9 protein-coding genes are annotated in these 11,639 nt (G+C 65.5%); 6 read left to right on the top strand and 3 right to left on the bottom strand.

What is annotated here, in order from left to right; genetic code table 11:
- The first annotated feature begins 28 nt into the window (after positions 1–28).
- The 5 genes from JJB74_RS18865 to JJB74_RS18845 all read left to right on the top strand — a co-directional run bounded on the left by JJB74_RS18865 (position 29) and on the right by JJB74_RS18845 (position 3,991).
- Positions 29–1,243 carry a beta-ketoacyl-[acyl-carrier-protein] synthase family protein gene (locus tag JJB74_RS18865; protein WP_200594363.1) on the top strand — a complete coding sequence of 405 codons (1,215 nt, stop codon included), beginning with the start codon at positions 29–31 and terminating at the stop codon, positions 1,241–1,243.
- On the top strand, positions 1,240–2,040 hold the full coding sequence (locus tag JJB74_RS18860; RefSeq protein ID WP_200594361.1) for a beta-ketoacyl synthase chain length factor: 801 nt from the start codon (positions 1,240–1,242) through the stop codon (positions 2,038–2,040). The genes JJB74_RS18865 and JJB74_RS18860 overlap by 4 nt, the downstream gene beginning before the upstream one ends.
- Positions 2,037–2,510: a hydroxymyristoyl-ACP dehydratase gene (locus tag JJB74_RS18855; RefSeq protein WP_200594359.1), complete on the top strand. Its 474-nt coding sequence runs from the start codon at positions 2,037–2,039 to the stop codon at positions 2,508–2,510. The genes JJB74_RS18860 and JJB74_RS18855 overlap by 4 nt, the downstream gene beginning before the upstream one ends.
- Before the next feature lie 25 nt (positions 2,511–2,535).
- A complete protein-coding gene (fabG, locus tag JJB74_RS18850) occupies positions 2,536–3,267 on the top strand; it encodes a 3-oxoacyl-ACP reductase FabG (RefSeq protein WP_200594357.1) in 732 nt (243 codons plus the stop codon).
- A 139-nt stretch (positions 3,268–3,406) separates the two neighbouring features.
- Positions 3,407–3,991 carry a TMEM175 family protein gene (locus tag JJB74_RS18845; RefSeq protein ID WP_200594355.1) on the top strand — a complete coding sequence of 195 codons (585 nt, stop codon included), beginning with the start codon at positions 3,407–3,409 and terminating at the stop codon, positions 3,989–3,991.
- Between the two features lie 92 nt (positions 3,992–4,083).
- Here JJB74_RS18845 and JJB74_RS18840 read toward each other — a convergent pair whose 3' ends face one another.
- Positions 4,084–5,304 carry an MFS transporter gene (locus JJB74_RS18840; RefSeq protein ID WP_407672385.1) on the bottom strand — a complete coding sequence of 407 codons (1,221 nt, stop codon included), beginning with the start codon at positions 5,302–5,304 and terminating at the stop codon, positions 4,084–4,086.
- A gap of 61 nt (positions 5,305–5,365) precedes the next feature.
- Between JJB74_RS18840 and JJB74_RS18835 the strand changes: the two genes are divergently transcribed.
- Complete coding sequence (locus tag JJB74_RS18835; protein WP_200594353.1) at positions 5,366–5,755, top strand: LysR substrate-binding domain-containing protein; 390 nt, start codon at positions 5,366–5,368, stop codon at positions 5,753–5,755.
- Here JJB74_RS18835 and JJB74_RS18830 read toward each other — a convergent pair.
- Entirely contained in the window at positions 5,752–8,052 is a 2,301-nt protein-coding gene (locus JJB74_RS18830; protein WP_200594351.1) for an ATP-binding protein, read from the bottom strand. The two genes, JJB74_RS18835 and JJB74_RS18830, sit on opposite strands and share 4 nt — an antisense overlap.
- 8 nt (positions 8,053–8,060) lie before the next feature.
- Positions 8,061–11,510, bottom strand: coding sequence for a PAS domain S-box protein (locus JJB74_RS18825; protein ID WP_200594349.1), 3,450 nt, complete (start codon positions 11,508–11,510; stop codon positions 8,061–8,063).
- Positions 11,511–11,639: the final 129 nt, after the last annotated feature.

Here is an 11,639-nt window from a genome sequence, read left to right as displayed (position 1 = left end):
CTTTCGCACTCAATCCATCGGCGTCCAAGTGAATCCGCTGCTTCTTTCTCATTACACCGCGACGAGCTGCCTGGGCATTGGCCTGGCGGCGACGCTGCGCGCGCTGCAGAGCGGCGCCAGCGGCCTAAAGCGCTGTGACTTCGACCGCGTCGACCTCGATACCTGGATCGGCGAAGTCGACGGCGTCGAACAGGTCGCGCTGCCCGCCGGTCTCGAAGACTACGCCTGCCGCAACAACCGGCTGCTGCAGCTGGCCCTGGAGCAGGACGGTTTCGCCGACGCGGTGCGCGCGGCGGCCGCGCGCTACGGCGCCTCGCGCATCGGCGTCTTCATCGGCACCAGCACCTCGGGCATCCTGCAGACCGAACTGGCCTATCGCCAGCGCGATGCGCAAAGCGGCGCGCTGCCCGCCGACTTCCATTACGCCACGACCCACAACACCTTTTCCGCGGCCAGCTATGCGCAGCGCGCGCTTGGCCTCACGGGCCCGGCGGCCGCAGTGTCCACTGCCTGCTCATCCAGCGCCAAGGTCTTCGCCTCGGCGCAACGCATGATGGCGGCCGGCCTGATCGATGCAGCCGTGGTCGGCGGTGTCGACACGCTGTGCCTGACCACGCTGTACGGCTTCCATTCGCTCGGCCTGACCTCGCCACGCCCCTGCATGCCGTTCTCGGCCGAACGCAGCGGCATCTCGATCGGCGAAGCGGCGATGCTGGCATTGGTCGAGCGCGCCGGGCCCGATGTGCCCGAGGATGCGATTCTCGTCACCGGCATCGGCGAGTCCAGCGACGCGCATCACATGTCCTCGCCGCATCCGGAAGGCCTGGGCGCGCGCATCGCAATGGAAAAGGCCCTGGCCGCGGCCGGCCTTGCGCCGTCCGACATCGGCTACATCAATCTGCATGGCACTGCCACGCCGGCCAACGATGCGGCCGAGGGCAAGGCAGTGTCCGCGCTGTTCGGAACCTCGGTTCCCTGCAGCTCGACCAAGGGCGCGACCGGCCATACGCTGGGCGCGGCCGGCGGCCTGGAAGCGCTGATCTGCGCGCTGGCGCTGGAACACGGTTTCCTGCCGGGCAGCGCCAATACCGATGCGCTGGATGCGAGCATCGCCGTCGGCTACCTGCTCGAACGCCGTGATGCCCGCGTGCGTCATGCGCTGACTAATTCCTTCGGCTTCGGCGGCAGCAACTGCAGCCTGGTGCTCTCGCGCGCAGATGCGATACAGGGAGCACAGCGATGAGCCGCCTGTTTGCGCATATCGATGGCATCGGCCTGCTCGGCCCCGGCCTGAACGGCTGGGAAGCGGGCAGCGCGGTGCTGGCGCGGCGCAGCGCACATGCGGTGGAAAAGACGCTATTGCCGCCGCCGGCGATGCTGCCGGCCGCCGAGCGCCGCCGCAGCGGCCCGCTGGTGCGGCTCGCGCTCGCGGTCGGCGCCGAAGCCGGCGCCGGGCAGGATCTGTCCAAACTGCCGACGGTGTTTTCCGCCTCCAGCGGCGACGGCGCCAACTGCCACGAGATCTGCCAGATGCTGGCCGCGGGCGACACCATGATTTCACCGACCCGCTTCCACAACTCGGTGCACAACGCCGCATCCGGCTACTGGAGCATCGGCGCCGGCGCGATGGAAAACGCCTCGGTGCTGTGCGCGCATGACGCCAGCTTCGGCGCCGGCCTGCTCGAAGCGATGGCCATGGTCGCGGTGGATGGCGCGCGCGTGCTGCTGGTCGTGGTCGACAGCAGCTATCCCGAGCCGCTGCGCACAGCCCGACCGATACCGGATGATTTCGGCGTGGCGCTGCTGCTGTCGCCGCAGCCGGGCGCCGCAACGCTCGCGCGTATCGGGCTCGAATTCAGCACGGACGCGCCCAGCCGCATGGCTGATGCCGCGCTCGAAGCCATGCGCGAGACGATACCGGCCGCGCGCAGCCTGCCACTGCTCGAAGCGCTTGCGCAACGCGCGAACGGCCGGGTGGTGCTCGATTATCTCGAGCACAGCCGCCTTGCGATCGACATGGAAGCGAGCCCGTCCGCATGAAGCCGGACAGAGAGCCGTTGCTGGCCGATCGCGCCGCCATCCTCGCGCGCATTCCGCACCAATGCAGCATGTGCCTGCTCGACGGGGTCGTTGCCTGCGACGAGACCGAAGTGCGCTGCATCGCCAGCAGTCATCGTGATGCCTCCAATCCCTTGCGCGCGCATGGCCGCCTGGGGGCGGTCTGCGCGATCGAATACGCGGCGCAAGCCATGGCCGCGCACGGCGCGCTGCTCGCCAGCGCCGCCGACAAGCCCGCTCCGGGCTTTCTCGCCAGCGTGCGCGGCGTGCAGTTGCATGTGAAGCGCCTCGACGACATCGACGAGGACCTGGAAGTGACCGCCACGCGCATCAGCGGCGACGCCGCCACCATCCTCTACGATTTCCGCGTGAGCGCCGGCGGCCGCGCGCTTGCCGATGGCAGGGCGGCGGTATTCCTCAACGCTGCCGCCGCACATGCTGCAGCCACCTGATTATTCTCGATAGGAAACAGCAGCAATGAACAAGCCAGCAAGGCGCGCCCTCGTCACCGGCGGCAGCGGCGCCATCGGATCGGCGATCTGCGAGGAGCTGGCACGTGCCGGCTGCCACGTGATCGTGCATGCCAACAGCCGCGCGGAAGCCGCGCAAGCCGTGGCCGCGCGCATCGTGGAAAACGGCGGCAGCGCGGAGACGGTGGTCTTCGATGTCGCCGACGCGCAGGCCGTCGAGGACGCGCTCGCGCCCCTCATCGAGCACGAACCGATACAGGTGCTGGTCAACAATGCCGGCATCCATGACGACGCCGCATTCCCGGGCATGCGCGCCGCGCAATGGCACCGGGTCATCGACGTGTCGCTGCACGGCTTCTTCCATGTGACGCATGCGCTGATGATGCCGATGATCCGCAGCCGCTGGGGACGGGTGATCAACATGTCGTCGGTCGCGGCGCTGGCGGGGAACCGTGGCCAGACCAATTACGCGGCGGCGAAGGGCGCGTTGAATTCGGCAACCAAGTCGCTGGCTATCGAGGTGGCGAGCCGTGGCATCACGGTGAATGCGGTGGCGCCGGGGATTATCGCCAGCGAGATGAGCGCAGAGGCGTTTGATGAGAAGGCGATAGCGGGGCTGGTGCCGATGAAGCGCGCCGGGCGGCCGGAGGAGGTGGCGGCGCTGGTGCGGTTCCTGGCTTCGGAAGATGCTGCGTATGTGACGGGGCAGGTTATTTCGATTAATGGCGGGATGGTTTGACAGCGGGGGTGCAGGCTTGCCGTTAACAGCGCCTAACGAAACGCTCCGGGGCCAGGCGCGGCGCCGCAAACAGTAGACTTCTGCGCACTCCTGTAGTGGCGCAGGCGAAACGCAACCTTTGTGTAAAAGAACGGGAATCATGGGAAAAAGCCGACTCGAGGCGTTCAGTGATGGCGTGATCGCGATCATCATTACCATCATGGTGCTGGAGCTCAAGGTGCCGCACGGGGCTGACCTTGATGCGGTCAAGCCGCTTCTTCCCAGTTTCCTCAGCTATGTGCTGAGCTTCATCTATGTCGGCATTTACTGGAACAATCACCACCACCTGCTGAATGCAGCAAAGCGCGTGTCCGGCACCATCCTCTGGGCAAACCTGAACCTGCTGTTCTGGTTATCGCTGTTTCCCTTTGCGACGGGATGGATGGGAGAGAATCACTTTGCGCCTCTGCCATCGGCAGCCTATGGCTTCGTTCTTCTGATGGCGGCAATCAGCTACTCCCTTCTTCAGCATTTCCTGATTTCCGCGGAAGGCCACGCTTCCGTGCTCCAACGGGCCGTGGGCGCGGACTGGAAAGGCAAGCTTTCGCCCTTGCTTTACCTGATCGGTATAGGCGCTTCCTTTTCGGCGCAATGGATTGCGCAATGCATTTATGTGCTGGTTGCGCTCATGTGGCTGGTGCCGGATAAACGGATTGAACGGACCATCAATCAAATCGAGTCGTAAGCTTCACCTCCAAATCAAGCCTCCATCCAAGGCTTGATTTGGACTCGGAACGATCGCTCCTGCATTTGAGGATCGTGTCAGCCGGCCGGCCCTTATCCTCTCAGAGCGCGCCGAACGAATCCCAATCCGCGAAGCTCTCCCAGCCAATAGACCAGAGCAAGAGCTGGAAACGTCATCCCCGCCAGCAATGCTGCCCTCCAGCCAAACTGCGCATACACCCATGCTCCCGTCGCAGACCCGAGCGCACCGCCCGCGAAGAACAGCGCGAAATACAGGCCGTTGAGACGGCTGCGCACCTCAGCACCCAGCGCAAAGATCGCCCGCTGACCGAGTACAAGGTTGGCCGCGACAGCCATATCGAGCACCACCGAAGCCAGCACCAGCATCGCCAGCGCCATCCCATACGCGTCAGGCGCAAGTAGCGGCAGCGCAAATCCGGCAATAGCCAGCAGCAGGGCGGCCGCAGTGGCTGCCACGGTATGACCCTGATCGGCTAAACGGCCCGCGATCGGCGAAGCGACAGCGCCTGCCATGCCGACCAGGGCGAAGACGGCGATCGCGGTCTGCGAGAGATGGAACATGGGTCCCGCGAGCATGAGCGGTGTGACGGTCCAGAACAGGCTGAATGCGCCGAACAGGCCCGCATGATAGGCGGCGCGGCGGCGCAATACCGGCGTGGCGGCGAACAGGGTCCATAGCGAGCCGATCAGCTGGCCATACGCCAAGGCCGAAGTGGGGCGACGTTGTGGCAGCTTGCTGCGCAACGCGAAAGCCAATGCGGCAATCGCGACGGACGCGCCGCCGAAGACAGCGTGCCAGCTGGCGTGATCTGCGATCAGGCTCGCGGCTGGCCGCGCCAACATGATGCCGATCAGCAGGCCGCTCACGACCTTGCCCACCGTTTGTCCCCGCGTGGCTTCGTGAGAGAGATGGGCTGCAAACGGAACCAGTACCTGGGCGGCCACGGAACCGAGGCCAATGCCGAGCGATGCGCCCAGGAACATCCACGCATTGGAAGCGAGCGCCGCCACGGCCAGCGCGGCCGATGTGCACAGCAGCGCGAAGAAGACGAGCCGGCGGTTTTCAAGCAGATCGCCGAGCGGAACGATGAACAGCAGGCCGAGCGCATAACCGATCTGAGTTAGCGTAACGACCAGTCCTGCCACCTGCGCCGATAGGCCGGTGGCGGCGCTGATCGGGCCGACCAGGGTCTGCGCATAGTAGAGGCTGGCAACGATCAGGCCGGCGGAAAAGGCCAGCAGGCGAACCATCCCCGGCGAGATATCGGCTGTGGAAGCGGACGTTTCATTCATGCTTTTCTCCAATGAGTTGACGGGGCCATTGTAGAAAGCACTTGATGAAAGATAATTACCGATGCCGGCGCTATTCAAATGTGTCGAAGACCTGAAACAACACCAGGTCGTGCAGCATTTCTCAGGGCGAACCGGGCGCGCCTTCGACTGGGAATTCATCATCGAAGGAGAAACGGTGCGCGCCGCTGTGGACGGCCCCATGGCGGTCAACGATGCCGACGCGAACCCGAGCCTCGGCCTGCAAGGCCTGGGCATTGTTCAGGTGGCGACATACCAGGTTCGGAAGCATTTACGCAGCGGCGCGTTGATCGAAGTGCTGTCGTCTTTCCCGAGCCCGCCGATGCCGATATCGCTCGTCCATCAACATGGTCGAAGCGCGGCGCCAAAAATGCGTGCGTTTACGCGATGGATCACCGGCTTGTTTGATGGAGATGCTGAGCTGTGGCGTTAGCCGGGGGTGTTATTGCCGAGCTCCTTCTCCCGCCGCCCCATCGCCCCTATCAACGCTTCTACCGCGCCATCAATTCGATAAGGCTTGGGCAAAAGCACCACCTCCGGAATCGCAACGCGCTGATCGGTATAGCCGCTGGCCAGCACAACCGCCACCCCCGGAAAACGGCTGCGCACCGTCTCCGCCAGCTCGATCCCACCAATCCGCCCCGGCATCGTGATATCGGAAAACACTGCATCCGGCAGCGCACCCGCTTCCAGCAACGCCAGGCCTTCATCCGCTGTCGCCGCTGTCGTCACCGTAAACCCGGCCGCGCCCAGCGCCGCCGCTACGGTATCCCGCACCAGCGCGTCATCCTCAACGAACAGCACGCTGCCACGCGATGCGACACGCGACGCCGCACTCTCAAGCGCATCACCATTCCCGGCCGGCGTCTCCAGCGCGCGCGGCAGGTACATCTCCACCGTGGTGCCGCGTCCTTCGCTGCTTTCCAGCCGCATCGTCCCGCCCGACTGCCGCGCAAATCCATACGCCTGCGGCAGGCCGAGCCCGCTGCCTTTGCCCACTGCCTTGGTGGTGTAGAACGGATCCAGCGCCCGCGCCAGCACTTCGGCCGACATGCCCACGCCGGTGTCGGTCATGCGTATGCGCACATAGTCGCCGGCCGGCAGATCCTGCGGCCCTGGATGCAGGCTCTCGTTGACGGCTTCCAGCAGCAGGCGACCGCCCTGCGGCATGGCGTCCCTGGCATTGATCGCGATATTGAGCAGCGCCAGTTCCAGCTGTATCGGGTCCAGCGTCGCCGGCCATAGCGTCGGCGGGAGCTGCGCGTCGAAGGCGATATTGCTCGGCAGGACGTTGCGGATCAGATCAAGAAAGCCTTCGATGCGCTCGGCCACCGGCACCGTGACCAGGTGCGCATCCTGCACACGGCCGAAGGCGCTCAGTTGCCCGGTCAGCGCGGCGGCGCGCGCCACTGCCTTGTTGCAGGTGTCGAGCAGTGATTGCACCCGTTCCCCGTTCGACAGCATCTTCGCCAGCTGCAGCGCCGTGGTCAGCGTCTGCAGCACATTGTTGAACTCGTGCGCGATGCCGCCGGTGAGCCGGCCCAGGGCTTCGAGCTTCTGGCTCTGCTGCAGCGCGCGCTGCGCCTGTGTCGTCGCTTCCACCGCTTCGGCCACGCGCTGTTCCAGCTCCTGCCGGGCGCGGTGGATCTGCGTGCTCGCATTCGCCATGGTCGCGCCGACCGCGTCGATCTCGACGATGCCCAGCGGCGCATGGCGGATCTCCTCGCCCTTGCCGAGTCGGGCCGCGGTGTCGCCGAGCTGCTCGATCGGCCGGATCGCGCTTCGCGCAACGCCATTGGCTGCAAGCACCGCGCACGCGAGGATGACGCTCATGATCCCGGCCAGCCAGGCCGCGGCGCGCAGCGGTATGCGTCGGATCGAGTCATCCGGAATGTTCAGCAGCACGGTCCAGCTCGACATCGGCACGCGGCTGAAGAACACTTCCACCGGGATGCCGTCGAGGTTGACGCCCGAGGCGAGGCCATCGCTCGCGTTGGTGAGCGCCTGCCGCAGACCGTTGCTTACCAGGGTGCCGACATGGCGCGCGCCATCGCGCGAGCGCGCTACCAGCACGCCCTTGCGATCGAGGATCGATACCGTCCAGTCCTGCGGCACATGCTGGCGGAACAGCAGCCTCTCAAAGTTTGCCGTGTCGATCGCCATGACCAGGAAATAGCGGATCGCGCCGTTCTGCCGCACCGGCACCTGGATCGTGAAGTCGTAGCTGCGATTGATCGGCGCCTTGAACAGATCCGATACCAGCACCCGGTCCGGTCCGTAACGGCCGATCAGCTCCGCCACGCCCGAGGAGCGCCTGGTCGGCAGCGCGCTGCCGAGCGGCTGCCGGGTGTTGAGCAACTGCCTTCCATCCGGTGTATGCAGGATGATCGCGGTGTCCGCCGTGGGCGCCATCTTCTTCGCATGCGCATAGAAGTCCGCCAGGCTGTCGGCTTCGAGCAGCGGCGAGGTGGCCAGCGTGCGCAGGATGCCTTCGCGGCTCTGCAATTCATTGTTCACCGCCAGCGCAAAGGCCCGCGCCGCCTCGGCCATGCTGTGCTGCTGCGCCTGCCTTTCCTCGCGGTAGACATACCAGACGCTCAGGGCGGCCGCGAGGATCGCCGGCAGCAGCACCGACAGCACCAGCACGAAAAAGCGACTGCGTATGCGTACGCCGCCCTCCCGCGCCTCGGCGCGGCGACGCCAGGCCAGCGCGCCAAGAAGGACGGACATATTTCGGTTCACGGCTGCCTGCCGGCCGTCTGGTTGATCCTGGCGATGAGTTCGATGAGTTCATTGAACTCCACCGGCTTGGACAGGTGATGATCGAAGCCCGCTTCCATGGACCTGACCCGGTCTTCCTTCATGCCCCAGCCGGTGATGGCGGCCAGGATCACTCCGGTCATTGCCGGGTCGCTGCGCACCGCTTCGGCCACTTCATGGCCATTCATCGATGGCATGCCGATATCCAGCAACGCCAGATCCGGCGTCTCGCGCCGCATTGCCTCCAGCGCCTGGCGGCCGTCATGCACCACGCGCACGCTGTGGCCGCTGATCTCGAGCAATTCCTTCAGCAGTTCGGCCGCATCGCGGTTGTCGTCGGCCACAAGGATGCGCAGCGACTTGCTCGCCGCCTGCCGCACCGTCTGCAAGGCATCGGCGGCGGCCACATCGGTGTCGCGCTGCTCGATCGGCAGGCGCAGCGTAAAGCTGCTGCCCTGGTCGACGCCAGCGCTCTCGGCCAGGATGCTGCCGCCATGCTTCTCGGTCAGGCGCTTGACCAGGTGCAGCCCGATGCCCAAACCGCCCTGGCCCTGTTCCTGGCCGCGCGCAAGCTGGGAAAACATGCCGAACAGATGCGGCAGGTCATCGGGGGCGATGCCGATGCCGTTGTCGGCGACGCTGATGACGGCTTCGTCATCCTCGCGCGCCAGCGACAGCGTGATCCTGCCGCCTTCGCGGGTGTACTTCGCCGCATTGGTCAGCAGGTTGCTGATGATCTGCCCGAGCCGGTTTTCATCGGCATTGATCCAGATCGGCTCTTCCGGGAAGGCAGTGATGAATTCATGCTTTTTCGCCGTGATCAGCGGCATGCTGATCTCGATGGCGGCGCGCACGATATCGGCCAGCGCATGGCGCGCCTTCTTCAGCTCGATCTTGCCGCTGTTGATGCGCGCCAGGTCCAGCAGCTCATTGACCAGATGCACCAGGTGATCGACCTGCCTGTCCATGACGTCATGCACCTTGGCCACCGCGGGCGACACGTCGAGGCCGGCCTGGATCAAATCCAGCCCGGTACGGATCGGCGCCAGCGGATTGCGCAGTTCATGCGCAAGCATCGCGAGGAATTCGTTCTGGCGCCGGTTGGCCTGGGTCAGGTCGGCGGCGAGGCGGCGCAATTCCTCCTCGTTGCGCTTGCGCTCGGTGATGTCATTGAACAGGATCGCCACCTGCCGCGTCGACGCTTCGCCGATGCGGGTGGCCGACACATCGAACCAGCGTCCGAGCGCAGGCGAGTAATCGGTGAAGCGCGCGGGTTCGCCGGTGCGCGACACCTGGTCGTAGCTGCGTATCCAGTCCAGTTGCGGCGAGGGCACGAAGTCGCGCAGGGTCTTGCCGAGGACATCACGCAAGCCGTTGATGCGCTCGGTCGCCGGGTTCGCTTCGAGGAAGCGGTAGTTGACCGGGTCGCCAGCCTCGTCGTACAGCAGTTCGATGATGTAGAAGCCTTCGTCGATCGAATTGAACAGCGCGCGATACCGTTCCTCGCGCCTCTGCAGCGCGGCTTCGTTGCGCTTGCGCCGGGTGATGTCGCGCACCAGCACGCCGACCTGGTTGTTCGCCTCTTCGCCGATGCGGGTGATGGACACATCCAGCCATTTGCGCCACTGCGGCATGTGGAGCACGACATGGGCCGGCTCCCCGGTTCGCAGCACTTCGAAATAGCGCGCGCGCCAGGACGGGTCGTAGTCCGGCAGCACTTCGCTTGCGTGCCTGCCTGTCATGTCCTGTCCGCCGGTGATGCGGTTCATGGCCGCATTCGCTTCGAGGTAGCGATGGTCGACGGCATGGCCGGCATCGTCGAAGAGCAGTTCGATGATGCAGAAGCCCTCTTCGATGGCATTGAACAGGGCCCGGTAACGCTGCTCGCGCTGCCGCAATTCTTCCTCGGCCATCTTCAGCGCGGTCACATCGATGGCGATGCCGGGCAGCCACAGCGCCGTGCCATCCGCGCCGTATTCGACCTTGCCGCGCGCATGGATGAAGCGGCAGCTGCCTTCGGGCAGGCAGACGCGATACAGGCTCTGGAATGGCTCGCGGCTGGCGATCGCGCGGTCGATGCGCAGTTGCAGCATCTCGCGATCGTCCGCATGGACCATGGCCAGATAGTCGTCGATCGGCCTGCCATCGACTCCGGCATCCGGCAAGCCGAACAGCGCGGCCATGTTCTGATCGGCGTAGATACGGTTGCCCGGCAGGTCCCAGGCCCAGGTCGCGACATCGCTGGCCGACAGCGTGGCTTCCAGGCGCAGGCGCGCTTCCTGCAGCGCCTGCTCGATGCGCTTCTTTTCCGTGATGTCGATGTTTACGCCCATCCATTCGCGCACCGCGCCCTGCGCATCGCGGATCGGCACGCCGCGCGCCACCAGCCAGCGGTATTCGCCGCTGGCATGCCGCACCCGGTACTGGGTTTCATAGAGCGTGCCGTCCCTGGTGGCGCGCATCCATACGGCCATCGTGCGGTCGCGGTCGTCCGGATGCAGCGCGTCGAGCCAGCCGTCGCCGCGGCATTGCGCTTCGGTCTGGCCGGTGAAGGCGCTCCAGGAAGACTGGTCGGGACGCATTGCGCCATCGGGGCTGGTGCGCCAGATCACATGGGAGGTTGCCGTCACCAGCGAGCGGAACAGTTCTTCGCTCTCAGTGAGCCTTGCCTGCGTCGTCTTCTGCTCGTGGATGTCGGTGGTGGTGCCCATCCAGCGCACGATGGCGCCGCTGTCGTCGCGCACCGCTTCGCCGCGCGACAGCACCCAGCGATAGTCGCCATCGGCATTGCGAAAGCGGAATTCCGCCGAATACGGCTCGCCGGTCTGCAGCGAGGCCATCCAGGCCTTGAGCGCGGCGGCCTGGTCGTCCGGATGCACGTAATCCGACCAGCTGTGGCCGAGCAGGTATTCCAGGCTCGCGCCGGTGAAGGCCAGCATGCGTTCGTTCATATAGTCATTGGCGCCATTGGGCAGCGCGGACCAGACCATGTGCGGCGTGGCATTGACCATCGCGCGGAACATTGCCTCGCTTTCGCGGGAGCGCAGCGCTTCAGTGGCTTCACGCAGGGTTTGCGCGAAGCCCACGAGCCTGCCGTCGGCCGTGCGCAGTGCCGCGAGTTTGCCTTCGGCAAGAAAGCGCGAGCCATCCTTTCTGAGATACCAGCGGTTGCCGGACGCGTTGCCATCGCGCTGGGCGCTTGCCATCGCCGCGTCGAGGGCGTCGCCGCGCCGGTCTTCGTCGGTGAACAGGCGCGCCAGCGACGCGCCGATCATTTCCGCAGCCGTCCATCCCGTGAGCCGCTGCGCTGATGGCGACCAGTGCGTGACGATGCCTTCGCTGTCCGTGATGGCCAGCGCGCTGTCGCCGATCTGCCCGATGAACAATTGCAGTTGCTCGTCGGGAGGCAAATCCCGGATGGAAGTCATGAGAATCCCAGGAAAGGAAGGCTGCGAGTTCAGGAGTGGGGGAGCGATCGTTGCCGCCCTGGGCTTCGTCGTCCGCAGGCGGGACGACGTTGAGCGCGGGAACATGGTTGGCATACCGTTGCAGCCGCG

This window comes from Noviherbaspirillum pedocola (assembly GCF_016632335.1).
GTDB lineage: Bacteria > Pseudomonadota > Gammaproteobacteria > Burkholderiales > Burkholderiaceae_D > Noviherbaspirillum_A > Noviherbaspirillum_A pedocola.
The sequence above is the reverse complement of the archived record's forward strand: the minus strand, read 5'-3'. Positions and strand labels throughout refer to the sequence as shown.

Coding starts and splice junctions, on each gene's coding strand:
- JJB74_RS18860 (WP_200594361.1), top strand. CDS start 1,240: ATGAGCCGCCTGTTTGCGCATATCGATGGCATCGGCCTGCTCGGCCCC.
- JJB74_RS18855 (WP_200594359.1), top strand. CDS start 2,037: ATGAAGCCGGACAGAGAGCCGTTGCTGGCCGATCGCGCCGCCATCCTC.
- fabG (WP_200594357.1), top strand. CDS start 2,536: ATGAACAAGCCAGCAAGGCGCGCCCTCGTCACCGGCGGCAGCGGCGCC.
- JJB74_RS18845 (WP_200594355.1), top strand. CDS start 3,407: ATGGGAAAAAGCCGACTCGAGGCGTTCAGTGATGGCGTGATCGCGATC.
- JJB74_RS18840 (WP_407672385.1), bottom strand. CDS start 5,304: ATGAATGAAACGTCCGCTTCCACAGCCGATATCTCGCCGGGGATGGTT.
- JJB74_RS18835 (WP_200594353.1), top strand. CDS start 5,366: ATGCCGGCGCTATTCAAATGTGTCGAAGACCTGAAACAACACCAGGTC.
- JJB74_RS18830 (WP_200594351.1), bottom strand. CDS start 8,052: ATGTCCGTCCTTCTTGGCGCGCTGGCCTGGCGTCGCCGCGCCGAGGCG.
- JJB74_RS18825 (WP_200594349.1), bottom strand. CDS start 11,510: ATGACTTCCATCCGGGATTTGCCTCCCGACGAGCAACTGCAATTGTTC.